The organism is Bradyrhizobium diazoefficiens (assembly GCF_016612535.1).
GTDB lineage: Bacteria > Pseudomonadota > Alphaproteobacteria > Rhizobiales > Xanthobacteraceae > Bradyrhizobium > Bradyrhizobium diazoefficiens_C.
Window position 1 is genome coordinate 1,539,625 of sequence record NZ_JAENXS010000002.1, and the last position, 23,970, is coordinate 1,563,594.

At 62.6% G+C, this 23,970-nt stretch carries 26 protein-coding genes; 17 read left to right on the forward strand and 9 right to left on the reverse strand.

The window, feature by feature from the left end:
- Positions 1-83 precede the first annotated feature (83 nt).
- Positions 84-347: a hypothetical protein gene (locus JJE66_RS24230; RefSeq protein ID WP_200516986.1), complete on the forward strand. Its 264-nt coding sequence runs from the start codon at positions 84-86 to the stop codon at positions 345-347.
- A 356-nt stretch (positions 348-703) separates the two neighbouring features.
- Here the strand turns inward: JJE66_RS24230 and JJE66_RS24235 are convergent, their stop codons facing one another.
- Positions 704-1,108: a hypothetical protein gene (locus JJE66_RS24235; RefSeq protein WP_200516987.1), complete on the reverse strand. Its 405-nt coding sequence runs from the start codon at positions 1,106-1,108 to the stop codon at positions 704-706.
- A 566-nt stretch (positions 1,109-1,674) separates the two neighbouring features.
- On the opposite strand from JJE66_RS24235, the gene JJE66_RS24240 reads away from it, so the two are divergent.
- Positions 1,675-3,210 carry an outer membrane protein gene (locus JJE66_RS24240; protein WP_200516988.1) on the forward strand — a complete coding sequence of 512 codons (1,536 nt, stop codon included), beginning with the start codon at positions 1,675-1,677 and terminating at the stop codon, positions 3,208-3,210.
- A 321-nt stretch (positions 3,211-3,531) separates the two neighbouring features.
- Here the strand turns inward: JJE66_RS24240 and JJE66_RS24245 are convergent, their stop codons facing one another.
- The gene (locus JJE66_RS24245; protein ID WP_200516989.1) at positions 3,532-4,377 is read right to left on the reverse strand and encodes an SAM-dependent methyltransferase; all 846 of its coding nucleotides are present in this window, start codon (positions 4,375-4,377) and stop codon (positions 3,532-3,534) included.
- Between the two features lie 98 nt (positions 4,378-4,475).
- Here JJE66_RS24245 and JJE66_RS24250 point away from each other — a divergent pair, with 98 nt between their 5' ends.
- Together JJE66_RS24250 and JJE66_RS24255 are read left to right on the forward strand one after the other, a co-directional pair.
- Entirely contained in the window at positions 4,476-5,066 is a 591-nt protein-coding gene (locus JJE66_RS24250; RefSeq protein WP_200516990.1) for a TetR/AcrR family transcriptional regulator, read from the forward strand.
- 123 nt (positions 5,067-5,189) lie between these two features.
- Positions 5,190-6,017 carry a hypothetical protein gene (locus JJE66_RS24255; protein ID WP_200516991.1) on the forward strand — a complete coding sequence of 276 codons (828 nt, stop codon included), beginning with the start codon at positions 5,190-5,192 and terminating at the stop codon, positions 6,015-6,017.
- A gap of 309 nt (positions 6,018-6,326) precedes the next feature.
- Here the strand turns inward: JJE66_RS24255 and JJE66_RS24260 are convergent, their stop codons facing one another.
- The 5 genes from JJE66_RS24260 to JJE66_RS24280 all read right to left on the reverse strand — a co-directional run bounded on the left by JJE66_RS24260 (position 6,327) and on the right by JJE66_RS24280 (position 9,553).
- Positions 6,327-6,551, reverse strand: coding sequence for a hypothetical protein (locus tag JJE66_RS24260; RefSeq protein WP_200516992.1), 225 nt, complete (start codon positions 6,549-6,551; stop codon positions 6,327-6,329).
- A 53-nt stretch (positions 6,552-6,604) separates the two neighbouring features.
- Entirely contained in the window at positions 6,605-6,847 is a 243-nt protein-coding gene (locus tag JJE66_RS24265) for a transcriptional regulator (RefSeq protein ID WP_200516993.1), read from the reverse strand.
- A 98-nt stretch (positions 6,848-6,945) separates the two neighbouring features.
- On the reverse strand, positions 6,946-7,155 hold the full coding sequence (locus tag JJE66_RS24270; RefSeq protein ID WP_200468778.1) for a cold-shock protein: 210 nt from the start codon (positions 7,153-7,155) through the stop codon (positions 6,946-6,948).
- Positions 7,156-7,424: 269 nt separating this feature from the next.
- Entirely contained in the window at positions 7,425-8,555 is a 1,131-nt protein-coding gene (locus tag JJE66_RS24275; RefSeq protein WP_200516994.1) for a S9 family peptidase, read from the reverse strand.
- A 23-nt stretch (positions 8,556-8,578) separates the two neighbouring features.
- A complete protein-coding gene (locus JJE66_RS24280; protein ID WP_200516995.1) occupies positions 8,579-9,553 on the reverse strand; it encodes a prolyl oligopeptidase family serine peptidase in 975 nt (324 codons plus the stop codon).
- A 285-nt stretch (positions 9,554-9,838) separates the two neighbouring features.
- Here JJE66_RS24280 and JJE66_RS24285 point away from each other — a divergent pair, with 285 nt between their 5' ends.
- A complete protein-coding gene (locus JJE66_RS24285; protein WP_200516996.1) occupies positions 9,839-10,282 on the forward strand; it encodes an SRPBCC family protein in 444 nt (147 codons plus the stop codon).
- Between the two features lie 20 nt (positions 10,283-10,302).
- Here JJE66_RS24285 and JJE66_RS24290 read toward each other — a convergent pair whose 3' ends face one another.
- Positions 10,303-11,634 carry an Hsp70 family protein gene (locus tag JJE66_RS24290; RefSeq protein WP_200516997.1) on the reverse strand — a complete coding sequence of 444 codons (1,332 nt, stop codon included), beginning with the start codon at positions 11,632-11,634 and terminating at the stop codon, positions 10,303-10,305.
- 282 nt (positions 11,635-11,916) lie between these two features.
- Between JJE66_RS24290 and JJE66_RS24295 the strand changes: the two genes are divergently transcribed.
- Positions 11,917-12,054, forward strand: a complete 138-nt coding sequence (locus tag JJE66_RS24295; RefSeq protein WP_164938782.1) for a hypothetical protein — start codon at positions 11,917-11,919, stop codon at positions 12,052-12,054.
- 264 nt (positions 12,055-12,318) lie between these two features.
- The gene (oxlT, locus tag JJE66_RS24300) at positions 12,319-13,608 is read left to right on the forward strand and encodes an oxalate/formate MFS antiporter (protein ID WP_200516998.1); all 1,290 of its coding nucleotides are present in this window, start codon (positions 12,319-12,321) and stop codon (positions 13,606-13,608) included.
- A gap of 39 nt (positions 13,609-13,647) precedes the next feature.
- Here the strand turns inward: oxlT (JJE66_RS24300) and JJE66_RS24305 are convergent, their stop codons facing one another.
- Positions 13,648-13,881, reverse strand: a complete 234-nt coding sequence (locus JJE66_RS24305) for a hypothetical protein (RefSeq protein ID WP_200516999.1) — start codon at positions 13,879-13,881, stop codon at positions 13,648-13,650.
- On the opposite strand from JJE66_RS24305, the gene oxlT (JJE66_RS24310) reads away from it, so the two are divergent.
- The 10 genes from oxlT (JJE66_RS24310) (at position 13,868) to JJE66_RS24355 (ending at position 23,712) form a co-directional block, all read left to right on the forward strand.
- Positions 13,868-15,190 carry an oxalate/formate MFS antiporter gene (gene oxlT / locus JJE66_RS24310; protein ID WP_200517000.1) on the forward strand — a complete coding sequence of 441 codons (1,323 nt, stop codon included), beginning with the start codon at positions 13,868-13,870 and terminating at the stop codon, positions 15,188-15,190. The two genes, JJE66_RS24305 and oxlT (JJE66_RS24310), sit on opposite strands and share 14 nt — an antisense overlap.
- Positions 15,191-15,371: 181 nt before the next feature.
- Entirely contained in the window at positions 15,372-15,797 is a 426-nt protein-coding gene (locus JJE66_RS24315) for a CBS domain-containing protein (RefSeq protein WP_200517001.1), read from the forward strand.
- 97 nt (positions 15,798-15,894) lie between these two features.
- Positions 15,895-16,914: a 2-dehydropantoate 2-reductase gene (locus JJE66_RS24320; protein WP_200517002.1), complete on the forward strand. Its 1,020-nt coding sequence runs from the start codon at positions 15,895-15,897 to the stop codon at positions 16,912-16,914.
- Positions 16,911-17,699, forward strand: coding sequence for a fumarylacetoacetate hydrolase family protein (locus JJE66_RS24325; RefSeq protein ID WP_200517003.1), 789 nt, complete (start codon positions 16,911-16,913; stop codon positions 17,697-17,699). The genes JJE66_RS24320 and JJE66_RS24325 overlap by 4 nt, the downstream gene beginning before the upstream one ends.
- Before the next feature lie 308 nt (positions 17,700-18,007).
- Complete coding sequence (locus JJE66_RS24330) at positions 18,008-19,414, forward strand: hypothetical protein (RefSeq protein WP_200517004.1); 1,407 nt, start codon at positions 18,008-18,010, stop codon at positions 19,412-19,414.
- A gap of 57 nt (positions 19,415-19,471) precedes the next feature.
- Positions 19,472-20,188 (forward strand): hypothetical protein, encoded by a 717-nt coding sequence (locus JJE66_RS24335; RefSeq protein WP_200517005.1) that lies wholly within the window; start codon positions 19,472-19,474, stop codon positions 20,186-20,188.
- A gap of 170 nt (positions 20,189-20,358) precedes the next feature.
- Entirely contained in the window at positions 20,359-20,559 is a 201-nt protein-coding gene (locus tag JJE66_RS24340) for a hypothetical protein (protein WP_148774003.1), read from the forward strand.
- Between the two features lie 43 nt (positions 20,560-20,602).
- The gene (locus JJE66_RS24345) at positions 20,603-21,241 is read left to right on the forward strand and encodes a hypothetical protein (protein ID WP_200517006.1); all 639 of its coding nucleotides are present in this window, start codon (positions 20,603-20,605) and stop codon (positions 21,239-21,241) included.
- 265 nt (positions 21,242-21,506) lie between these two features.
- Entirely contained in the window at positions 21,507-22,502 is a 996-nt protein-coding gene (locus tag JJE66_RS24350; RefSeq protein ID WP_200517007.1) for a nitronate monooxygenase family protein, read from the forward strand.
- A gap of 238 nt (positions 22,503-22,740) precedes the next feature.
- The gene (locus tag JJE66_RS24355) at positions 22,741-23,712 is read left to right on the forward strand and encodes a zinc-binding dehydrogenase (RefSeq protein WP_200517008.1); all 972 of its coding nucleotides are present in this window, start codon (positions 22,741-22,743) and stop codon (positions 23,710-23,712) included.
- Positions 23,713-23,970: the final 258 nt, after the last annotated feature.

Here is a 23,970-nt window from a genome sequence, read left to right on the forward strand (position 1 = left end):
TACCGATCTTTGGGAGCGGCCCCGTTTCGATCTTGCTTGGCTCAAAATCGTCTGGAATATCGTCAGGGCAGACAATTGGTTGAATGGCACAGAAGGTGACGTTTGTAGCCGGCGTAGCTCCATTGTTTTCCCAAATGCAAGTAATCTCCATTCGATCTATTGCGCCCGTCGTTCGCAACATATTGTTGCCACTGGAAGGATTCGACGCTTCTGCGCCCGATATAGGCGCGCTGGGTTGTAATATCAGTATTTATCGTGTGATCGAGAGCAGCCCTTGTGGTCTTGGATTGGTTCTCTCCACCTTCCCACAATTTCAGGAAAGCCAAAGCAAAGGGCCGCCGTCCTGAGACAGCGGCCCCTCATGCTTCCGGGTTTCAATAATTCCGAAATGAAATGGTTCTGCCTGCCCGGACTTCCACTTTTTCCCTATCAATCAGCCGCTGCCATAACAAATGTGAGTCTATCACCCGGAAATTTCCCAGTGCCTAGTTTCCCTCTGCGGATGTCAAACAAAAGGCCTCGGCACCGGGCAATGGGGGAAACGAGGCCTCTGCTTCAAAAATGGCCCCAGCTCGCGAATTGGGGGCGATGGAGCTGGGGCCGACTTGGGGTCGCCCTTGGGGAAGGGCATTGGGAAAACTTGGCAATCCGGCAGTCGTTCCTAAAAGAGCGCCCGGAAATTTCCCAGTGTCCCAATCTGTGTTCACGGCGTCCTGAGCATCCACCGCGCGGGGTTTCCCTCGCCAATCCGCTCCACGCCTTTCCCCTCATGGTTCTTGAGGCTGTGCTGAATGCCAAGCGCAATGCTGAGCACGTCATCCTTGGAGGCGTCCTGTACGCCATGGGCGGCTAGGACGCCGTTGGCCAGCTCCGTCGTTGTCATGGGTTCCGTGGCCGTCCTGAGCACGTCCAGCGCCCGCCTATCCAGCGCCCGCCTATATAGAGTGCCCCGCTTGAACCACTTGTTCGGCTGGCGGCGCTTCACCGTGATCCGGGCCAGGTTATAGGCGGGGTCGAGTAGCTTGATGACGTCCTCGACGTGCCGCATCTGATGGCTCAGTTCGTCGTACCGCTGGCGGTTCTCAAATATCTGTCCGCCCAGCTCCATGTGCAGGCGCCCAAGGGTGTTGATGGCCGGGCGAGTGTGAGGGTCTTTCGTCGGTCTTCCGCGCATTGTGTCTCTCCGTTTGCTGGAGAGATGGCGGCAAATCAGCTAATGTGCTTGTGGCGTTTGCGCCATAATACCGAATAAATCGGCAAGGCGCGCCTGTTCGCTTCGGGGCAAGACCAGTGCGCATCAGTGCATGGAACGGCTCGCCATCGTCTGATGACCGAGTGGAACTCTATCAAAAATCCCGCAAACCAGGCAGAGCGTTCAATTCAACCTCGGCGCAGGCGTCGAGCGACATGGCGTGCTGCGGCCATGTGTCGACGTTGCAACAGGCCGACAGAATCGTACCGAAACGCCGATCGTCCCATTTGAGTTCGTCTCTGTTCAAACGGCATGTGCCGCTCGCGCCTAGATTGCACCCAATGTCATGGGGACGGGAGACGCACAGAGTGACGAAGGTTCCTGCGACCATGATCAGGTTTAGCGGGCCGCGCGGAGCCTGGACGAGCGCGCGATTCCAATTGCAGGCCGGACTACAACTGCTCCGGCCGAGGGGCTAACATATGAAGACGTTCGTACTGGCTTTGACAGCGGTTGCGGTCCTCACTGGATCGGCTCTCGCGGCCGACCTTCCAGCGCACAACTACACCAAGGCGCCCGTGATGCCCGAGCCGGTCGCCAACTGGACCGGCTTTTATATTTTCGGTGGTGCGGGCGGCGGATTGTGGGCAGCGGATAGCTATGAGGTCCTCAACACAGGCGGGCCCGCCGTCAGCCACGAACAGCGGTTCGGCGGCAGCGGCTACTTCGGCACGGTCGGCGCCGGTTACGACTGGCAGTTCAACAGGAGTTGGGTGGCCGGCATCTTTGCTGACGGACAATTCGGAAGCATCCGCGGCTCGATTACAGAACCCTTCATTGCTGCGGCGGGACCTGAAAAGCTCAGGACCAGCTACGCCGCCGGTGTCAGGCTAGGTTATCTGGTGGCGCCCAACGTTCTCTCCTACGTCAATGCCGGTTATTCCGGCTCGGATTGGTCGGGCGCCAGCTTCTCGAGCCTGTTTCCCGCGGGCACTCGGGATTTTCTCGCCACCCCGTCGTTCCATCGTGACGGCTTCTTCGTCGGCGGCGGCGTCGAGAACAACCTCAACATCTTCGGCATCACCGCGCCGGGTTGGTTCATGAAGACCGAATACCGCGCGGCTTACTACGACCGCATTGCCCTCCCGGAAACGTTCACCCCTGTTGGGGGGCCGAATGGCCTGTCGGCGACCTTCAAGCCACTCGTGCAAACCGTCTCGACCTCGCTGGTGTACCGCTTCAACACAGGCGGATCGGTCGTCGCCGCTGATCTTCCGGCGCGCATCTACACCAAGGCGCCTGTCATGCGGGAGGCGGCGGCGAACTGGACCGGGTTCTATCTCTTCGGCGGCGGCGGTGGCGGCGTATGGAATGCCGACAGCAACGCTGTGAGCACAGGCGGAAGCCTCGGCGCCTTTGGGCCCGCGGGTACCGTTCTGACCCTTGACCAGCGCTTCGGTGGCGAGGGTTGGTTCGGAACGGTCGGCGCGGGTTACGACTGGCAGTTCAACAGAACCTGGCTGGCCGGCATTTTTGCCGATGGCCAATTCGGCAGCATTCGTGGTTCCCTGAGCGATCCGACGTTCGCGGGTGACGTCGACGGTCTCGAAAAGCTCCGCACCAGCTACGCAGCAGGCGTGAGATTGGGTTATCTCGTCGCGCCGAACGTATTATCCTACGTCAATGGCGGCTACTCCGGTTCGGAATGGTCAGGCATGACGATGTCAAGCCCCGCCTTGCCGGCCTTTGACACGACCTCTTCCTTTCATCGCAACGGCTGGTTCATCGGCGGCGGTGCGGAGAACAGCCTCAACGTTGTCGGAATCTCGGCGCCGGGCTGGTTCATGAAGACCGAATATCGCGCGGCGTTCTACAACCGCGCGACGTTGGCCACGACGTTTCTTGGTCCCGGCGGCATAACGGGCGAAGCCGTGACCTTCAAACCTTGGGTCCAGACCATCTCGACCTCGCTGGTCTATCGCTTCAACTGGGGTGGGCCGGTCGTCGCCAAGTACTGAGACAAGTCCTGAGCCAACCGACATCCAAGTTCAAAAAACTCCGGATGAGCCGCTTTTCGTATCTCATGCAGAGCTCGCACATGACTTTGGCAGCTGCGGGTTGGCATCGAGATCGTCGCGCCGGCCGCCCCGGACAAAGTGGTCGTTGACCGTATCATATTCGACGAGATGGTTCGGCACGATCAACGAGACGGTTCCAAGCCGGAGTACACTCGCATCATTGACCGCCGCCGCCTTTGCGTCGGCAGTTCATCGAATTGAGTGCACTGTCAGCGCAATGCGTCGCTTGTCGTTCTCCTATGCTAACGACGTGTTGAGCGATTAGTCGATGCGTCGCGCGCGAATGACATGCGGGCCGGCGTCAACCGTCGCGTCGCCCTTCGGAGCACCAAGGTAGCGAGCAGATATGTCGGCGAGACCAATGTCTTCCAGTTCCTGAAAGCCTCGCTCATGCAAATCCTTCGACAACTCCAACGGGTCGAAATAGCTCAGCCAGGGCTCTCCAATCGCAGCCGTGCGTGCGGCTACGGCAGCCACGTTCGCGCGGCGCTCGGGGGAGTAGTTTTCGAGGGGCTCGGAGTAGTCGAAAACGACCTCCGACCGCGGCACGCTTGCGATGAATTGAAGTATCGCTGAGATGGCGTCACGCCGCAGATAAGGCACAACCCCAAGCCAGAGGAAGAATGCGGGCCGGGTTGGCTGAAATCCAGCGGCAACCAGCCCTTCGGCGAGGCTCTGACGTTCGAAATCGACTGGCGCAAATGTCAGTGACGCAGGTACGGCAAGGCCCGCTTCGGCGATGCACTCGCGTTTCCATGCTTGCGTCGCCGGATGATCAACTTCGAACACCCGCACCCCCAGAGTAGCGTGCGGATTTCGTAGTGAAAATGTGTCAAGCCCCGCTCCCACGATCGCGACCTGACGGACGCCGCGCGAAACAGCGGCATCCAGACCATCTTCGGCAAAACGGCTCCGTGCCGCCATGAATATTCTCATCTGCCGTTGTGCAGGATCAGCCGAAACGGCATCGATAAGAGCATCGGCCTCTTGACCAAGAAGAATGCGGGCAAAAGCATCCTTGAAGATCTTGGCGTCGTCCAGAGTTTGGTGCGCGGCTCGTTGGATTGCCGCACCAAGAGCGGTACGGCTGGGCTGTCCATTCTGCATGCAGTTCTTCCCTGAAGTCGCTTACGAGCGATTGCGATGGAGCGCTCTATAGGGTATAATCCTAACACTGTAAAGATTAGTGATCCAGGGACGCAACCATGCCGGCTCGGCCGAAAAAACCCGTCAAGAGCTACCATCATGGAGACCTACGCAACGCCCTTCTCAAAGCGGCGCGAGAAGTTCTCGAAGAACGAGGGCCATCCTTCTTAAGCCTACGGGAAATATCTCGACGGGTCGGTGTCTCCGCGCCTTCCGCCTACCATCATTTTCCTAGTCGCGATGCGATCGCGCTTGGATTGGCGGAGCAGGGCGCGAGGGAAATGGCCGAATGCTTGACGGTCGGGCGGCCCGACGGGAGGGGCACCTTGGCTCCCTACGGCGAAGCCTACGTTGGGTTCGTACGCGCCAATCCCGCGCTCTACCGATTGATGTTTGGCGAGGGTTTCCCCGCAGTTTCACAGTATAGCCAGGCCATGCGTGAACTTCGGAAGCGCTCCTACGACATCATGAAATCCAACCTGGAGAAGCGGCTGCCTGACGCAGAATTGCCAATTGCGGGACTATTTCTCTGGGCCCTTGTGCATGGTCTCGGGCTGCTACTCATTGACGGCCAAGTCGTGCCGGGAGAAGAAGACAGTAAAGACATAGTTCGTCGAGTTCTCCAACTTGCCGGGACCGGTCTAGACTAGGCGCCTTTTGAAAACGCATCGAATTTGCTGCGGCTCTCGCGACGGTCAACGAAGCCCAGTGTCCTCGAGGCTTGCGTCGCCGGGTTCGATTCGATTACGCTTGCGAAACTAGGGGGCACGAACTTGCGCAGACTGACGCTAAATGAAGGCGCTGGCTCATTCGTGCTCCGCGATGATGATGCCGGCTCTTCGCAACGAACGATGCGCGTCTTCTCGTTTTATCCCCGATCGGTTCGTCAGGACGCACGCATCATCATCGCGATGCATGGCGTTGATCGCGCCGCTGCAGCGTTTCGCGATCTCCTCGCGCCGCAGGCTGAACGCAATGGGCAAATCGTATTGGTACCGGAGTTCGATTCGGATCAGTTCCCAGGCGTCCATCAGTATAATTTTGGCGGAGTGCGATTGCCACCGCCAGATAACGCGGTGCTGCCTCGCGATCGGTGGAATTTTGGGATCATCGACCGGCTGTTTCACCATGTTAAACGGGCGATCGGCTCCAGCCGGGACACCTTTGGTCTATTTGGCAACTCCGCAGGTGCCCAGTTTGTCCTGCGCTATCTTGCACTCACCGAGACCGCTTCAGTTGATCTGGCCGTTGCCGCCAACTGCGGAGTTTACATGCTCCCGAGCCTCACTGCAGAGTATCCAACCGGCATGGGAGGAATTGGTCTCGACGCAACTCATCTGCAGCGATACCTAGGACGTCCCCTTGTCATCCTGTTAGGCGACGCCGACAACCACGCTGACGCATTCGACCTGCCCCGGTGGGACGACGCCATGGCTCAAGGGCCCCATCGCCTTGCGCGTGGTCTCTGGCACTTCGAACACTGTACGAAGTTAGCTGAAGGCCTTGGCATGAAGCTCGGTTGGAGACTCCAAATCGCGCACGGTGCCGGACACGTCGATCAGCAGATTTATGACAAGGGCTCCGACATCTTGAACAGCTGAGCGGATAGCTTTGTGGGCCAGCTTCGGCTTTGGCGCTTCGCAACAGATTTGCAACGAGCAACTGAGAAGGCGAAGTGCAAAATTCGCCGGCCATCGCAGCTGTAACGATCAGAGGGGGCAAAAGGCTCCAGCATCATAGCGCCACGGCGAACGAATAGCGCCCATCTTCATCGGCCGTGGCGCGCCACTCACCAGCCAAGAACCTCACGTCGCAACGCGGCCGAGCTTGCGGCCTGTAGATTGCCGAGGTACGGGGTGCCCGCGCTTTATGAGTACACGGCCTAGTTGAAATCGATCGTCGAATTCGGCCTAGAGCATCGAGAGGATGACGACGCCGTCTTCGAGATCTCCTGATGCCAGCCGCGTCCGCGCGATGCGCTCGAACTCCGTCCGGTACTTCTGGAGATAACTGAACGCCTGCTTCTGCGTCGCGAACGTCGTCGCAAGCCGGCACATCTGTCGGCCAGCACCAAGCGCGAGAAAAAAGGTGATTGTGCCACCGCCGTCCGGCTTAACTCTGGGCACGATCCGCACTCTTTGGCATGTGACCGGCCTTCTCCAGATGTCGTCGACAGCGTCGAAGTCGCCTATTGCGGCAGCTTCCTCGTGCGCTTCTTCGGCGCAGGCGGCGGCAATGACGCGAGAAGCGTTGCATCAGCCGCTTCCTTGGCCTCGCGCAGCTCGCGAAGCCTCAGCATGTTCTTGCGAATGTCGACGGACTGCTTTTCGGCATCTGCCATTGCCCGCGCACCCTCTTCAGCGGCGAGGCGCTGACGGCCCAACCGCGCGATGCCTTCGGGTGTCGGTTCTGCCGTTTTCTTGGCGCTCATCCTTCACCCTGTTCTGCAACGGACAAAACCCGCTCAATCCAGGGATCGAGCGGGTCGCATGGCCGTTTCAGTACATCCGTGAAACGGCACTAAAGAGGTCAAGCCAGCGAGAGATTCTCAGCGCTGACCTTGCCCCGCATCTTGTCGGTCTTGGCCTCGAAGTTGACCTTCTGGCCCTCGGCGAGACCTGCAAGACCTGCCCGCTCGACCGCGCTGATGTGAACGAACACATCGTTGCCGCCGTCGTCGGGCTGAATGAATCCAAAGCCCTTCTGGCCATTAAACCACTTCACTGTACCTGTTGCCATTTCTCTTCTCCAAAGCGCAAACGCGCAAAATCCGCGCGATCTCACGCGGAATCGATTCAATTCGTCGATGTCGATGGAAAAGGAGCCCGCGGGCACATTCAACAAGGCACAGCGGCTGAACGAACAGCGGCAACCTATACCCCATCAGGGTCAGTTACAAGGCTTGAGGCTAATTTAATTGCGCGGCCCCCGGCGGAACGTGTCCGCGTTAGCCATGCAGATCGACGCTTGGCTCAGCTCTCCGGGTCTGGAGGGCCGACATGACGCTGCTAGCCAGGTGCCAGCGCCTGGCCGACCGCATAGAGCGAGCATTCCTTCCAGGCGGCCACGCATTGGCGCATCGCCTCGCTCTTCGCCTCGTCGACCGTTCGCTGCGTGGAGGTCACTGATGAACAATGACCATCGCGATTCCAGGCATAGGCCTTTGCGTCCGTCCACGCCTTTACATAGGCATCGAAATAGCCCGCGCACGCCGCGTTGAGCGGCACCGGCGGCGGAATGACCGCAGGCGGAGGCAATTCGACAACCAGCGACGTCGGCAAGCGCAACTGGTTCAGGAAGCTCTCGACCGCAGGCCACCAGATGCCGGCGGGGCCCATCGGCACCAGGGCATGCCCATCGACGCCGAAGGGCCGCAAGACCTGCAATTGCGCCGGCGCGCCGGAAGCGACGTAAGCGTCGAACATGCGACGGCCCAACGCGGGCGGGGCACTGTGATCGTTCTCCGAATATACCCATAGCGCCGGAATTCGCGCCGTACGGCCGAAGATGCCGGCGTCCGCGACGAGATGATCCGGGCTGCATGTATGACCCGGGACAGAGCCGTGAGCTCCTTCGAAATTCAGGACGCCGACGACGCCGGCAGGATTGTTCGCCGCCGCGGCCGTCACGGCGAAGCCGCCGGTCGAATGCCCCATCAGCACGACCTGATCAGGCTCGACCCAGGGCTCGCCGCGGAGCGCGACGACAGCGCCGGCGACGTCTTCAGCCGCAATCCGGCCAACGGCGAGATAGTCCCGATCGTCGCATGGTCCGGAAAGCGTCTCGGCAAACCGTCCCTCTGAACGACCAAATCCCCGACGCATGATCGATGCGACGGCGTAACCATGCTGGGCAAACGCGACGGCAGCATTGAGAAGATCGGCCGGCGACTGCTGCGCCGCCGCGGCGCGAAACGCTTGCCCCGTGGCGGGATTCGTACCGTGAACCAGCAGCACCAGCGGAAAGCGCCCGGGCCGATCCGGGCGGATGATCATGGTCTCGAGTTTGACCTGACTTCCATCAACCAGCGTGACCGGTATCAGCTGATCCACCCGAGCAAGGCCCGGCAGCGCGGGATCGGCTGCGGCCGGCGACAGGACAGCCCCAAGCAGGCTGATCACGCAGCCAAGTCGCCTCATTCCCGCCTCCCCGGACTCGACGCTCACCGATCGCCGCCGGCGATCTGCTCACGAAGGAACGTCACCACCGCCGCATTGAACTCACGATGAAATCTTGCCCTGTCGAAGTCCGCCGGCACGTCAGTGCAGATGCGCGGGACGGTCGCTGCAAGCTCGGCCGAACACGGCGCGAGGAATGCGTAATGGCCGGCCGGCACGACATGAATTTCGGGCTTGCCCGGCAGGCCGTCCGCGACGCGAGCCGTGCCCGAACCATCACCGATGCCGGGGCCACCGAACTGCGAGCGCCAGAACTGGACAGGAATTTTGACGGCGGCGAGATTCTCCCGCGTCAGCACGACGGGCGCGGGATCAACGATCACCGCGGCCCGAATACGCGTGTGTTGCGGCGGATCGGGCGGCATCTCCCCATTGTGAAGCTGGGCGCAGCTGCCGGTGATTTCCTTGCAGAGGCTCGCGAGTCTGCCGAAATCGGGCTTGGTCCCCATCAGCGCGAGGCCGGTATAGCCACCGAGCGAGAAACCAAAGAAGCCGACTTTGGCGGGATCGATCACCGCCTTGTTTCTCCAGTCGTGCAGCATGAAATCGAGCAGACGGATCATGTCCACCGGTCGCGATCCCCAGACGGACAGCGTATCGCGCCGCGACGAGTCGTTGGCGGTGTCACCAGGATGATTGATGGCTGCGACGACGAAGCCGGCGTCGGCCAGCGCCTCCGCTGTGTCGTGATGCTGACCGAAAAATCCGCCCCGGCCGTACGAGAAGATCACCAGCGGAAGTTTCGCGCCCGTGACCGGACAATCCACCACGCCCCTCAGGTCGAAATCGGCACCGACCGCAAGACTGCCAAGCGCCACATGCGTCGGCTCCGCCGCGCAAGGATACCAGATCGCACCTGACAGCGCCGGATCGGATTGGAGCAGCTGAATGCCGGCGGCCCCGGCAGGTGAGCCAAGACAGCAGAGTGCGATGGCGAAAGCCAAAACTGTCCTGCGCAACGGACGTCCCCCTGATTTCGCGCAGGAGTTGAGCGGGCAACGATAGCGGAATTGTGGCTTCGATCCGGCTAGAACCGTGCGCGTGATCGCCGGGCGGCCGCGATGGTACCGGCTCGCAACATCCGCGAAGATCACCGTCCGGGCCTTGCCGGTGCAGGTCGTCACATCGCCGGGCGAGAAAATCTGACGCCGTCATGTCGGATCGGCGCGGCCACATTCGTCCTCGGGCCATGATTGGGCAATTGACATCGACGTCGAGCCCATCAATTCACAGGGATGACGACCATGCCCAGCACCGTACGCCTGCACCGCGTTCTCACGACCAGCCCGGAAAAACTCTATCGCGCCTTCCTCGAAGCGGACGCGCTGGCGAAATGGCTTCCGCCCAACGGCTTTACCTGCACCGTGCATCATCTGGAGCCGAAGGTCGGAGGCACATTCAGAATGTCCTTCCGCAATTTCACGACGGGCAATAGCCACGCCTTCGGCGGCGAATATCTCGAGCTCGTCCCTGGCGAACGCCTTCGCTACACCGACAAATTCGACGACCCCAATCTGCCCGGCGAAATCCAGGTGACGGTGACGCTGAAGAAAGTCCTGGTCGGCACCGAGCTCGACGTCACGCAGGCCGGCATTCCCGACGCGATCCCGCCGGAGGCCTGCTATCTCGGCTGGCAGGAATCGCTGCGCAACCTGGCGCGGCTCGTCGAGCCCGAGATCAAGCAGTAAACAGGATCCGCAAGGCGCGGCTACGCGCCTGCACTCGACGCGATCCCGCCGCTGGCGGTCCAGCGGTCCGGGTCGGGACTGTGTCCGATCAGCGCGAGGCCGTAGGCGATCGACTCGAACTGGTCGCCTGACATCAGCCGCTCGTTGCCGAACCGATCGGCGAACAGTTTTCGCACCGCGGGCACGAACGAGGTGCCCCCGGTCAAGAACACCTTCTCCACCTCGCGCGCGGTGATGCCGGCCTCGCCCAGCACCTTGTCGACGGTGGCCGCCAGCCGGGCGATGTCGTCGGCGATCCAGGATTCGAAATTCTTCCGCGTGATGGTCGAGCCGATCTCGACGCCGCCGCCCCTAAAGCGGAAATCCACCTCGTCCTTGGCCGAGAGCGCGACCTTGGCGTCCGAGACCGCGCGGTACAGCGAAAATCCGAGGTCGAGATCGACGATGCTGATGAAATCCTCGAGCAGCGCCGGCTTCAGCGCAGTGCGCGACAATTCCCTGAGCTCGCGCAGATCGCCGTTGCTCTTCATCAGCGCGAGCTGATGCCAGCGCGCGAGGTTGGTGTAATGGCTGTTCGGGATCGGCAGCACCTTGTCGAACGAGCGGAAGCTCGAGCCTTTGCCGAGCCGCGGCGAGACGACGTGGTCGACGATGCGATAATCGAAGGTGTCGCCCGCAATGCCGATGCCGGCATGTCCAAGCGGTTCGGCGCGAAGGTTGCCGCCCGCGCGCGAGAAACGCATCACCGAGAAGTCGCTGGTGCCGCCGCCGAAATCCGCAACCAGCACGGTGGCATCGCGCTCCAGGCGGCGGGCGAAGGAGAACGCGGCGCCCACGGGCTCGTAGACATAGCGGGCGTGACCGGCGCCGAGGCGCTCGAACGCGGCGCGGTAGCGCTGCATCGCCAGCGCGTCGTCGGGATTGCCGCCGGCAAAGCGCACGGGACGGCCGACCGTGATGTTGGCCGCCTCGAAGCCGAATTTGTCGCCGCCATGGCGCGCCAGCGTCCGCAGGAACGCGGCCAGAATATCCTCGAACTTGAAGCGCTGCCGGAAAACTTGCGTGGTGTTGAAGCTGGAGCTTGCCGCGAAGGTCTTGAACGACTGGAGGAAGCGGTAGATGTGGCGCCCTTCGAGAAACTGCTCGATGGCCCACGGGCCGCCCTCGGCCTGGGCACCGGCGCCCGGCCGGTCCTCCCAGAAGCACAGGGCCGAGACGTAGGTGCTGTGCCGTTGTCCGCCGTGATCGAAGCGGATGGCCTCGACCCGGCGGTCGTCCACCGCCAGGGCGACAACGGTGTTGCTGGTTCCAAAATCGATGCCGATCGAGACGGCGGGCGAGGCGCTCGACATGAACCACTCTGCGGGTGATTGGAAAGGGGGCGAACCACTAGCCGTTTTGCAGTGCGGTGCCAAGACCGCGGCCCATGACTATTCCAGGCGACTTACCTGCCCTTTGAGGCCGAAACGGCACGTTTGGACCCCGAACGGGCCCCTTTAATGAGGCGTTATGCTGCAATGCGGCAATCCGCATGCTGCTATGCAATGACATCCATAGACAGTGGCATCTGGTATACATAGATTGCCTTTCGAAATGAGACAGCAATACTGACCGTCTCGAGAAAGGAAATTCCGATGTCCAAGACCGCTTCCGTCGCGCTCGCGCCCTCCGCCTCGCTGTTCGCCCGCTTCATGGCCGCGGTTGACCGCTTCCTGATGGCGAGCGCCGAGATCTCCAACCACAACGGCGACCTGCCCCGCTTCGGCCTGTAAGGACGAGCTCAGGGCAAGGACCAGGTCAGGTTCGCCGCGTCGAATTGTCGCGTCGGTTGTAAAACCAGCGAACTCCTACTTTTGAACAATGGCCCCGCATCGCGGGGCCATTTCTATTTGGGAATCGGCTCATTGGCGCAGCCTCGCAAACGAGGTTGCGTCATAAGCGCACAATGGGCCTGCGCGGCTTGAAGCTTGGCATAATGAATACAAAAATGCCGCCAACGCTCGCTCAAAAAAACAGAAGCGCTCATTGGAGGATTCATGACCGACATGGTGCAGGCAACAACAGCCCCTACAGCCGCACGCGTCAGCGACACGTATCGCTGGACGCAATTGGCGATCGGCGTAGGGGCCATGGTGATGATCGCCAATTATCAATATGGCTGGACGTTCTTCGTCCCCGACATTCAGAAGAAATTCGGCTGGGATCGCGCCTCGATCCAATGGGCGTTTACGCTGTTTGTTTTGTTCGAGACCTGGCTGGTGCCGGTCGAAGGATGGTTTGTCGATAAATATGGTCCGCGCCTCGTCGTGCTCGTCGGCGGCGTGCTCTGCGCGGTCGGCTGGGCGATCAACGCGCACGCCACCACGCTCAACGGCTTCTACCTCGGCATGATCATCGCAGGCATTGGCGCCGGCGCCGTCTACGGCACCTGCGTCGGCAATGCCCTGAAATGGTTTCCCGACAAGCGCGGTCTTGCCGCGGGCATCACGGCCGCAGGCTTCGGTGCGGGCTCGGCCCTCACCGTCGCGCCGATCCAGGCCATGATCAAGGACTCCGGCTTCCAGACCACCTTCCTCTATTTCGGCTTGGGACAAGGCATTGTCATCTGCATCCTCGCCTTCTTCCTGTTCGCACCGAAGTCAGGCCAAGTACCGAACGTCGTGGCGAACGCCGCGCTGGCCCAGAGCCGCCGCAACTATCAGCCCACGGAAGTTTTGCGTCAGCCGATCTTCTGGTTGATGTACTTCATGTTCGTGATCGTCGGCGCCGGTGGCCTGATGGTGACGGCGAATCTGAAGCCGATCGCGGTCGACTGGAAGGTCGACGCCGTGCCGGTCACGCTGATCGGCATGACCATGACCGCGGTGACGTTCGCAGCGACCATCGACCGCGTGCTCAACGGACTGACGCGTCCGTTCTTCGGCTGGATCTCCGACATGATCGGCCGCGAGAACACCATGTTCATCGCCTTCGGCATGGAAGGCGTCGGCATCTGGCTGCTCTATCTCTGGGGGCAGGATCCGATCTGGTTCGTGATCCTGTCGGGCTTCGTGTTCTTTGCCTGGGGCGAGATCTACTCGCTGTTCCCCTCGACCTGCACCGACACCTTCGGCGCGAAGTTCGCAACCACCAATGCCGGCCTGCTCTACACCGCCAAGGGCACCGCTGCGTTGCTGGTGCCGCTCGCGAACTACGTGCAGCAGACCTCCGGCCATTGGGACAACGTGTTCATCATCGCGGCCGGCGCCAACATCCTGGCCTCGCTGCTCGCGGTGTTGGTGTTGAAGCCCTGGCGCAAGTCGGTGGTCGCGCAATCGACCGTCTGACCCGCTTCGCACAAAACCATCTCGCGCATGCGCCCGGCCTCACGGCCGGGCGCTTTCGTTTTCAGCGAGGCCTCCCAAATTCTTTAAATCCGAATGGAACTGAGCGTTTTTGCTGCGACGCATCGCAAGATAGGGCTTGCATTCTGGAATATGGTATACCAAGCTCGCTCCAGCGCTTGCGACGATAAGACACAATATTTGCGACATCACGTCATCTTGGCAGTTGATGTCGACCAGACAGGCGCTTGGGAGGTTGTTGATGATTACCAGCACGGATGGCGCCGTGACCGCTGCGCCGCTTCGCACAGGTTTCCGTTGGCTCCAGCTCGCCATGGGCATCGTCTGCATGGCGATGATCGCCAATTTGCAATATGGCTGGACGCTATTCGTCGATCCGATCGACGCCAAGTACCATTGGGGTCGCGCGGCGATCCAGCTCGCCTTCACCATCTTCGTCGTCACCGAGACCTGGCTGGTTCCGGTCGAAGCGTGGTTCGTCGACAAATATGGCCCGCGCCTCGTCATCATGTTCGGCGGCGTGATGATCGCGTTGTCCTGGGTCCTCAACTCCTACGCTGAGTCCCTCCCCGTGCTCTATGCGGCCGCGGTCGTCGGTGGCATGGGTGCGGGCGCGGTCTACGGCACCTGCGTCGGCAACGCGCTGAAATGGTTTCCCGATCGCCGCGGTCTCGCCGCCGGCGCGACGGCCGCCGGCTTCGGCGCGGGCGCAGCCCTCACCGTGGTGCCGATCGCGACCATGATCGCGATGAGCGGCTATCAGCACGCGTTTCTCACCTTCGGCATCGGCCAGGGCGTGATCGTGTTCATCCTCGCTTTCTTCATCCAGCCGCCGCGGATCTCGATCCCGCCGAAGAAGAAGCAGCTCAACCTGCCGCAGACCAAGATCGACTTCACCCCGCCGCAAGTGCTGCGCACTCCCATTTTCTGGGTGATGTATCTGGTTTTCGTCATGGTCGCCTCCGGCGGCCTGATGACCGCGGCACAGATTGCGCCGATCGCGCACGACTTCAAGATCGCCAGCACGCCGGTGACCTTGGTCGGCTTCCAGATGGCGGCATTGACGTTCGCGATCTCGCTCGACCGCATCTTCGACGGATTTGGCCGCCCGTTCTTCGGCTTTGTCTCCGACACGATCGGCCGCGAGAACACCATGTTCATCGCCTTCGGCACGGCGGCGCTGATGCTGCTGACGCTGTCGGCCTACGGTCACGTGCCGGTGGTGTTCGTGCTCGCGACCGCGGTTTACTTCGGCGTGTTCGGCGAGATCTACTCGCTGTTCCCCGCCACCTCGGGCGACACCTTCGGCTCGAAGTTCGCAACCACCAACAACGGCATGCTCTACACCGCGAAAGGCACCGCATCCCTGCTCGTCCCGCTCGCGAGCGTGATCTCGGCTGCCTATGGCTGGAAGGCCGTGTTCGTGGTCGCGGTCGCCTTGAATGCAACGGCGGCGCTGATGGCGCTGTTCGTGATCAAGCCGATGCGCCGCTCCTTCATCCTCGGCAAGGAAGCCGAGAGCGCCAACGCCGCAACCGCCCCCACCAAGACCGAGGCGGCGTAGCCGCCACACGCCTTCCCGTCGGTTAAAAAGGGGCGCAGCGATGCGCCCCTTTTTCTTCGTGCCGCGATGACAAACGTCAGCATTGTTGCCGCAAGATTTTTCGGATCAGCCAAATCCAGTGCTTGACGATTGGCATTATGTATACCACACTTGCCCCCATCATTCACCCAGGGAGGTTGCAATGCTGGTCGGAGACATTCTGCGCAAGAAGACACCGCGCGTTGTCACGGTGCGAATGAACGAAACGGTGGGTATCGCCGCCAAGCTGATGCGCGCCAACAACATCAGCGCGCTGGTGGTGAAGGACGTGGTCCGCTCGGAAGGAAACACCGCGGTCGGCATGTTCACCGAACGCGACGTGGTGCGCGCCGTCGCAGAGCACGGCGCCAACGCGGTCAACGTCAAGGTCTCCCAGCTCGTCTTGGTGCAGCAGCTCATCTCCTGCACCTCGACCGACACGATCGAGCACGTCAGGCATCTGATGAACCGGAATCACATCCGGCACCTGCCCGTGATCGACGATTACAGCCTCGTCTCCGTCATCAGCATGCGCGACATCGCCGCTGCGGTTGACGAGGCGACCAACAGCACGCCGCAAGCAGCTTAAAGCGGCACAACACTCTTCCCTCTGCGACGACCGGCCCCGGCTCGGATACCTCCGAGCCGGACCGGATCTTTCGTCCCAAAATTCCGGCGAGGATTTCATGAAGATTTGCATCTACGGCGCCGGCGCGATCGGCGGATATCTTGGCGTCCAGCTGGCGCGAGCTGGTGCCGATGTCAGCCTGATCGCGCGCGGCGCGCACCTCGCCGCGATGCGCGAGAACGGCCTGACGCTGCTCGCGGGTGAGGAGAAGCACACGGTCTATCCCCGCTGCACCGACAACCCCGCCGAGCTCGGCATACAGGATTACGTCATCGTCACGCTGAAGGCGCACTCGATCACCGGTGTGATCGAGAAGATGCAGCCGCTGCTCGGGCCCCACACCCGCATCGTCACCGCGGTCAACGGCATCCCCTATTGGTACTTCCACAGGCACGGCGGCGATTACGAGAACGCGACGCTGGAGAGCATCGATCCCGGCGCGCGGCAATGGCGCGAGCTCGGAGCCGAACGCGCCATCGGCTGCATCGTCTATCCCGCCACCGAGATCGAGGCGCCCGGCGTGATCCGCCACGTCTACGGCAACAATTTTCCGCTCGGCGAGCCCTCCGGCGAGATTACATCGGACGTGCAGCGCCTTGCCGACCTGTTCGTCGCGGCCGGGCTGAAGGCACCGGTGCTCGACCGCATCCGCGACGAGATCTGGCTGAAACTCTGGGGCAATGTCTGCTTCAACCCGATCAGCGCGCTGACCCATGCGACCCTCGACGTGATCTGCACCGATCCCGCTACGCGGGCGCTGTCGCGCGCGATCATGGTGGAGACGCAAGGCATCGCCGAAACCTTCGGCGTCAAATTCCGCGTCGATGTCGAGCGCCGTATCGAGGGCGCCCGCAAGGTCGGCGCGCACAAGACCTCGATGCTTCAGGATCTCGAGCGCGGCCGTCCGATGGAGATCGACCCGCTCGTCACCGTGGTGCAGGAGATGGGCCGGCTGACCGGGCGCCCGACGCCGGCGCTGGATTCGGTGCTGGCGATGGTGACCCAGCGCGCCCGCATCGCCGGTCTCTATGACGGCGTCTCGGCACCGAGCGATCCCCGCGCAATGGCGGTGGCATGATGGAGAGCGAGATGAAAAAATGGCTCCGCTTCCGCCACGCCGGCGCGACCGGCTTCGGCACGCTGACGTCATCGGGCATCGCCGTGCATGACGGCGAGATGTTCGGCCGCAACGTCAGCACCGGCAAGCTTCTGGCGCTGTCGGAAGTCGAGTTGCTCGCACCTTGCGCACCCAGCAAGATCGTCGCGCTCTGGAACAATTTTCACGCGCTCGCGGCCAAGCTGAACCAGCCCGAGCCGCCGGAGCCGCTGTATCTGCTCAAGGCCACCACCACCATCACGACCCCAGGCGCCGTGATCCGCCGTCCCTCTTATTACGACGGCAAGACCACCTATGAGGGCGAGCTCGGCATCGTCATCGGCAAGACCTGCGCCCGCGTCTCGCCGGCCGAAGCGGACAGCTTCATCTTCGGCTACACCTGCGTCAACGACATCACCGCCAACGACATCCTCACCAGCGATCCCACCTTCCCGCAATGGGCCCGCGCCAAAGGCATCGACGATTACGGTCCGTTCGGCCCTGTGATCGCCACCGGCCTCGATCCGGCAAAGCTCACGGTGCGCACCATCCTCAACGGCGCGGAGCGGCAGAACTATCCGATATCGGACATGATCTTCAGCGCGCAAGAGCTGGTCAGCAAGATCTCCCACGACATGACCCTGCTCCCCGGCGACCTCATCGCGGTCGGCACCTCGGTCGGTGTCGGCGTCATGAAGGAGCCTGCGAATATTGTGACGGTGGCGATCGACGGCATCGGCGAGCTGACCAACGAGTTTCGGCTGTAGGGCTCTTGTCATTCCGGGGCGCGACGAAGTCGCGAGCCCGGAATCCATCGGGCGGCAGCGACGCAGACGAATGGATTCCGGGCTCGCGCTGCGCGCGCCCCGGAATGACGGCCAATGGTGTTGGCACCGCCGCCCCCGCAAAAATTCGGAAAAACCCAGCATTCCCCGCGCCGCCCTCCACCGACCGGCTGACGCGGCCGGCTGTGGATCGCGCAACCGGACGCATCTCGTACCCGCCCGCCCCTTGATCTCGGTTCCGCTCTCCAATAGCAATCATGGCGAGATTGTGCCGGCGTGGGGGCGTCACGATGTGGCTGTTTTTCCTGGTAGCCTGGCTTGTCCTGCTCGCCGCCATCGCGTTTCTCGCCCCGCAGGCGTTTGGGTATGACATCACCCATTTGCCCGCCCTGTTTGCAGGGCAGCCGATGCCGCATCGCATCGCAACCGGCGCGGTTCTGGTGGTCGGACTGGCGCTGATCGGCGCCTCCGCCTGGCGGCTCTCGCGCCAGGACCGGCGCCTCGACACGCTGCGCGATCGCCTCAAGAGGACCCGGGAAGACGTCGTCGTCGCCCATGCGCTGCAAAACCATCTGGATGCCACGGTCCAGCACCTGATCGAGAGCGATCCGAGGGAGGCGGTCTCCGCGCTGCACGACAAGCTCGGCGAGACCGAGCAGCGCGCGCAGCTCCAGCAGGGCCGCAACCAATCCACCGACATGCACGACCAACTCGCCGAGATCCGCCGCCGCCAGCAGGCGCTGCGCGAGATGGTCGGCAAGGTCGCCGATCAGCGCCGCGCGGTCGAGCCTGTTTTCACCGAGATTCGCGACCGCCAGAACCAGCTCGAACGTTCGCTGCTCGACCTCGAGACCGACGACCGCAAGAACAATCTCGCCGACCGGCTGAAGGACATCGCCCGCGACGTATCGACGCTGCTCGGCCGGGTCAACGCGGTCCAGGACACCTTTGCGACACTCAACCAGTACAGAGAAGATCTGGCGAAATCCCACGCCGAGCTGGTGCCGCTGCGGACATCCGACGCCGGCATCAACGCCCTGATCGGCGAGCTCAGCCTCAGCCATGAGCGTCTCGCCAAGACCGTCGACGAGCTCGAGACCGGCGGCGAGGCTCCACTCAGCGCGCGCGTCGAGACACTGTCGAACAACAAGATCGAGATCGAGCAGCGCCTGGCCCGTATCGACGACAGCGCCAACATCCTCAAAGGCATCCGGCTCGATTTCGAGGAGCTCGGCCAGCGCCAGGCCCAGATCGAGCGCTCGCTCGCCGAGGTCGAAACCGGTCCCGACGGCAAGACGCTCGCCGACCGCCAGAACGCGCTGAACGATTTCGTCATCCAGTCGCGTCAGCGCCTCGGCGCCTTGCAGGAGACGCTGTCAACGCTGAACACCTTCAAGACGGAGCTGTCGAAGTCGCAGGCCGACCTCGTCCCGCTGAAGGCGCCGGTGTTCGGCATCGAGGCCATGATCGCCGACGTCAGCGTCACCCGTGACCTCCTCGCCAGGACCGTCAGCGAGATCGAGGCCAACGGCGATGTCACCCTCACCTCACGCGTCGATGCGCTGACCAAGAGCAAGCGTGAGGTCGAGGAGCGGCTTGCCCGCATCTTCGACAATTTCAACGCGCTCGATGCCTTGCGCAAGGACATCGGCGGCATCTTCTCGACCATCCGCAACAACCTGAACCGGATCGGGTGAGCTGCCGAATTACGGACCGGTTCGAACCGCGATCAATCTCTGCGCGACCAATCGCAGATGCGCTTCATCCTCGGCTTCCTGTCTGCGCTGCTCGGCGCGCTTGCCGGCTGGTCCGCCCTCGCCGCGTTGGTGGTCATGCTGGCGGGGCCGGACCGCGATGGCGGCATCGCCATGGGGGCCTTCTTCGACATCGGCCCGATCGGCGGCGTCGTCGGCCTGATCGCCGGCATCTGGCTGTTCGTGCGGTTCGGTCTGGTTCGGAACGCAGCGCCACCGCCTGCCGCGGAAACCTCCGATGCCGCGCCTCACCGCGCGACACGGCTCTCCTATCCTTTTGCCGCCACCGTTCTGCTCGCCGTGGCAGTCCTGGGCTATTGGGGATGGTACGAATTCATTCGCTCGCCCAATCTCAGTCACGGCTTCATGACGCTCCAGGTCGAGTTTCGTCTCCCCGCCGGCATGACCCTGCCGGACAAGGAGGAGGACGTGCATATCGAGATCGAGGAAGCGACGGGCTATGCCGACTCCATGTTGCCTGCGAACTGGCGCGCGCATGACGGTGACCGCAAAGCGATCATTGCCTCTACATTGTTGATGTACAAGACCCGCCACCGCGCCGTCAGCCTGACGCTTCCGGGCGTGCCCACGCAGCGCTGGCCGATCGACCTTACCTCCGACCCGGACCCCACGCCCGGCTTTTCGCCCTGGCGCGTCGCTAGCGAGCCATCGCCAGCAAAGATCGAGATGCACTTTCGGCTCAGCGCCGACCGCTGACGAAGGTGCGGCGCGCCGAAACATTTCGACACACATCACATCTGCGCGCGCCCGATCAATGCCGCCAACATGTCGCGGGGGTGCCGCACTGTGGTCGCATTCGGCCGCCCTTCTGTGAGGCGTGTCTGGGGGCACGGCATGACCGTGTTTGGACCAAACCTTCTAGGGGTATGACTGTGAAGAAGATTGTAATTGTTCTGGGTGCGACGCTTGCTCTGGTGACAGCTGCAAACGCCGCGGATCTGCCGCGCCGCCAGCCCGTGCCCTATCCCGCTGAGCAGGCGCCGATCGGCAAGATGCCGATTGGCAAGAGCCCGATTGGAAAGGCCCCGATCGGCAAGGCGCCCGGCCCGGTCGCGGCGCGCTACTGAGGCGCACGCCAATCAGCGCGGCCGACAGTCGAGGGGGCAAAGCGTGACGAACAAACCTGATCGATGGCTCGCGGGGTTCGCCCTTGCGGCAATGCTCGCGTGCACGATGCCATCGGCCTCGGCCCACGAAGCGAACAAGCGCATGGCCGACGCCAATGCGCTTGTCCCAACCGACACTGCGTCACGACAGGCGCCGCCATCGACGCGGCGCTCCGTCGCGCGGGCGGAGAAGGGTCCCTATTACGTCGACTTCCGCGCGCGGACGGCGGCGAGCTGGGGCCATGCCTTCGTCTGGTACGGCAAGACCAGCGAGCGTGCCGTCGAGGTCGCGGGCCTGACGCCCGCCGGCGACACCTGGACCTATCTGCTCGGGTACCTCACCTGGGTGCCGTCCGAGACCGGCGCGAGCTATGGCGATCTCGACCCGGACTATCTGACCGCGAGCTACCGCGTCTATCTGAACGAAGCCGACGCCAAGCGCGTCTTCGCCTACATCAAGAAGCTGCAGGCGAGCTCGCCGGTCTGGAACGCCGAGACCACCAACTGCACCGGCTTCATCGGCGACATCGCCGAATACATGGGACTGAAAGTCCCCAACCGCTGGCAGCGCCCGGAAAACTTCGTCAACAGCCTGAAAGACATCAACGGCGGCCGGCAAGTGGTGCGGCTGTCGGCGGAGTAAGGCCGATTCCGTAGCCCGGATGAAGCGCAGCGAAATCCGCGACCGCCGTCGCCCCGTCGCACGACCCACCCGGATTGCGCTTCGCTCCATCCGGGCTACACAAACCGCCTCGCCAGCGTCCTCGCGGATTGTCCGCGCCGCGGAATCCCGCTCGCATCCCGCATGATCGCCTGCACGCTCCCGCAATAGACTTTTCCCGGCCCGACCGGCATCCTCCCGCCATCAACCGATAACAGAGCCTGCCACGCAGGCGGGGGAAACAGAGATGTTGCAGACACGGTTCACAAAACTCGTCGGCGTCGAGCACCCGATCGTCCAGGGCGGCATGCAATGGGTCGGGCGCGCCGAGCTGGTTGCCGCCGTTGCCAACGCCGGCGCGCTCGGCTTCATCACGGCGCTGACCCAGCCGACGCCGGAGGATTTGACCAAGGAGATCGCGCGCTGCCGCGACCTCACCGACAAGCCGTTCGGCGTCAACCTCACCATCCTGCCGTCGATCAAGCCGCCGCCTTATGCCGAATATCGCGCCGCGATCATCGATGCCGGTATCACCGTGGTCGAGACCGCCGGCAACAAGCCGCAGGAGCATGTCGACGAGTTCAAAAAGCACGGCGTCAAGGTCGTGCACAAATGCACCAGCGTCCGCCATGGGCTCTCGGCCGAGCGCATGGGCGTCGATGCCATCTCGATCGACGGTTTTGAGTGCGCCGGCCATCCCGGCGAGGACGACACACCGGGCCTGATCCTGATCCCGGCCGCTGCCAACAAGATCAAGATCCCGATGATCGCCTCGGGCGGCTTTGCCGACGCGCGCGGCCTGGTGGCGGCGCTGGCGCTGGGGGCCGAGGGCATCAACATGGGCACCCGCTTCATGGCCACCAAGGAGAGCCCGATCCACCAATCCATCAAGGAGAAGATCGTCGCCAATGACGAGCGCGAGACCGAGCTGATCTTCCGCACCATGCGCAACACCTCGCGCGTCGCCAAGAACGAGATCTCGACCAAGGTCGTCGCCATGGAGAAGGAAGGCGCCAAGTTCGAGGACATCCGCGAGCTCGTCGCGGGCGCCCGCGGCAAGATGGTCTATGCGACAGGCAATTCAGACGAAGGCATCTGGTCGGCCGGCCAGGTCCAGGGCTTGATCCAGGACATCCCGAGCTGTGCCGAGCTCGTCGGCCGCATCGTGCGCGAGGCGGAGGCGATCATCCGCAGCCGGCTCGAAGGCATGATCGTTCATCCGACAGCGCAAGCTGCGGAGTGATCGGTGATGTGATTTGAACGCAGCGCTCGCCACGCCGAAAGTATGCTCCCTCGCCCCGCTTGCGGGGAGAGGGTTGGGGTGAGGGGAAGTCTCCGCGAGGAAGGTGACAGTTGGACTCGCGGAGGCTCCCCCTCACCCGGAATTGGCTCCGCAAATTCCGGCCCCTCCCCGCAAGCGGGGAGAGGCGAACAATCACATCGATCTTCATCTACAAGCTCAGTTGAGTACGAGGTAACACATGAAGGCTTATGTCTACGGCCCTGATGGCGCTCGGATTTCCGACGTCGCTCAACCAAAACCTAAAGGCACGCAGGTCCTCGTTCGCGTGCGCGCCTGCGGACTCAATCGCGCCGACACCGGCATGCGCAGGGGTCACGCCCATGGCGCGGCCGGCGGCGTCGGCACCGTGCTCGGCATGGAATGGGCCGGCGAAGTCGCCGAACTCGGACCGGATGCGAAGGGCGTGAAGGTCGGCGATCGCATCATGGGCTCGGGCGGCGCAGCGTTCGCCGAGTATACGCTGGCCGACCACGGCCGCCTGTTCCGTGCGCCCTCGAACATGAATTTCGGGGAGGCCGCCACCCTGCCCGTCGCGCTCGCGACCATGCACAATGCCGTCGTCACCGTCGGCGGTGTGCAGCCCGGACAAGCCGTCCTGATCCAGGGCGCAAGCTCCGGCGTCGGCCTGATGGCGATGCAGATCGCCAAGCTGAAGGGCGCGAAGCTCGTGATCGGCTCCTCGACCGATGCCTATCGGCGCGGCCGGTTGACCGAATACGGCGCCGACCTCACGGTCGACTCCTCCGACCCCAAATGGGTCGACGAGGTGCTCAAGGCCACTGGAGGCGAAGGCGTCGACCTCATCGTCGACCAGGTATCCGGCCAGGTCGCCAACCAGAACCTCGCCGCGACGAGGGTTTTGGGCCGCATCGTCAATGTCGGCCGGCTCGGCGGCACGCACGCCGATTTCAACTTCGACCTCCATGCCGCCCGCCGCATCAGCTATGTCGGCGTCACCTTCCGCACCCGCACCATCGAGGAGGTCCGCGCGATTTTTGATGAGGTCCGGAAGGACATTTGGGGCGCGGTGGAATCGCGCAAGCTGCAGCTCCCAATCGATAAGGTCTACGCGTTTGACGACATCGACCAGGCGTTCGCGCACATGGAGGCGAACAAGCATTTGGGCAAGATCGTCGTGACGGTGCCGTAACCGTCGCTTCCAGACTCGCTCTCGTAGGGTGGGTTAGCGGAGCGTAACCCACCACTTCTGTCGCCGCGGAGATCAAAGAGGTGGGTTACGCCCAGCGTCTGCGCTTTGCGCAGCCGCCGGTCTAACCCACCCTACGAGACGGAGCCAATGGCATCGGCCAGCATTCAATTCAGAAGCATTCGCAATAGCATCGCTCCTGCAACTCACTCGCGACTACTCCTATGGATCGTCGCTTGATGTTCACCTGCGGCCTGCTAA

Excerpts from the sequence above, each read along its gene's own strand:
- oxlT (WP_200517000.1), top strand. The coding sequence starts at position 13,868 with ATGATTACCAGCACGGATGGCGCCGTGACCGCTGCGCCGCTTCGCACA.
- JJE66_RS24250 (WP_200516990.1), top strand. The coding sequence starts at position 4,476 with ATGCCGGCTCGGCCGAAAAAACCCGTCAAGAGCTACCATCATGGAGAC.
- JJE66_RS24275 (WP_200516994.1), bottom strand. The coding sequence starts at position 8,555 with ATGAGGCGACTTGGCTGCGTGATCAGCCTGCTTGGGGCTGTCCTGTCG.
- JJE66_RS24295 (WP_164938782.1), top strand. The coding sequence starts at position 11,917 with ATGTCCAAGACCGCTTCCGTCGCGCTCGCGCCCTCCGCCTCGCTGTTC.
- JJE66_RS24325 (WP_200517003.1), top strand. The coding sequence starts at position 16,911 with ATGATGGAGAGCGAGATGAAAAAATGGCTCCGCTTCCGCCACGCCGGC.
- JJE66_RS24315 (WP_200517001.1), top strand. The coding sequence starts at position 15,372 with ATGCTGGTCGGAGACATTCTGCGCAAGAAGACACCGCGCGTTGTCACG.
- JJE66_RS24330 (WP_200517004.1), top strand. The coding sequence starts at position 18,008 with ATGTGGCTGTTTTTCCTGGTAGCCTGGCTTGTCCTGCTCGCCGCCATC.
- JJE66_RS24285 (WP_200516996.1), top strand. The coding sequence starts at position 9,839 with ATGCCCAGCACCGTACGCCTGCACCGCGTTCTCACGACCAGCCCGGAA.
- JJE66_RS24320 (WP_200517002.1), top strand. The coding sequence starts at position 15,895 with ATGAAGATTTGCATCTACGGCGCCGGCGCGATCGGCGGATATCTTGGC.
- JJE66_RS24265 (WP_200516993.1), bottom strand. The coding sequence starts at position 6,847 with ATGAGCGCCAAGAAAACGGCAGAACCGACACCCGAAGGCATCGCGCGG.
- JJE66_RS24340 (WP_148774003.1), top strand. The coding sequence starts at position 20,359 with ATGACTGTGAAGAAGATTGTAATTGTTCTGGGTGCGACGCTTGCTCTG.
- JJE66_RS24350 (WP_200517007.1), top strand. The coding sequence starts at position 21,507 with ATGTTGCAGACACGGTTCACAAAACTCGTCGGCGTCGAGCACCCGATC.
- JJE66_RS24235 (WP_200516987.1), bottom strand. The coding sequence starts at position 1,108 with ATGGAGCTGGGCGGACAGATATTTGAGAACCGCCAGCGGTACGACGAA.
- JJE66_RS24240 (WP_200516988.1), top strand. The coding sequence starts at position 1,675 with ATGAAGACGTTCGTACTGGCTTTGACAGCGGTTGCGGTCCTCACTGGA.
- JJE66_RS24290 (WP_200516997.1), bottom strand. The coding sequence starts at position 11,634 with ATGTCGAGCGCCTCGCCCGCCGTCTCGATCGGCATCGATTTTGGAACC.
- JJE66_RS24355 (WP_200517008.1), top strand. The coding sequence starts at position 22,741 with ATGAAGGCTTATGTCTACGGCCCTGATGGCGCTCGGATTTCCGACGTC.
- JJE66_RS24245 (WP_200516989.1), bottom strand. The coding sequence starts at position 4,377 with ATGCAGAATGGACAGCCCAGCCGTACCGCTCTTGGTGCGGCAATCCAA.
- JJE66_RS24335 (WP_200517005.1), top strand. The coding sequence starts at position 19,472 with ATGCGCTTCATCCTCGGCTTCCTGTCTGCGCTGCTCGGCGCGCTTGCC.
- JJE66_RS24230 (WP_200516986.1), top strand. The coding sequence starts at position 84 with ATGGCACAGAAGGTGACGTTTGTAGCCGGCGTAGCTCCATTGTTTTCC.
- JJE66_RS24270 (WP_200468778.1), bottom strand. The coding sequence starts at position 7,155 with ATGGCAACAGGTACAGTGAAGTGGTTTAATGGCCAGAAGGGCTTTGGA.
- oxlT (WP_200516998.1), top strand. The coding sequence starts at position 12,319 with ATGACCGACATGGTGCAGGCAACAACAGCCCCTACAGCCGCACGCGTC.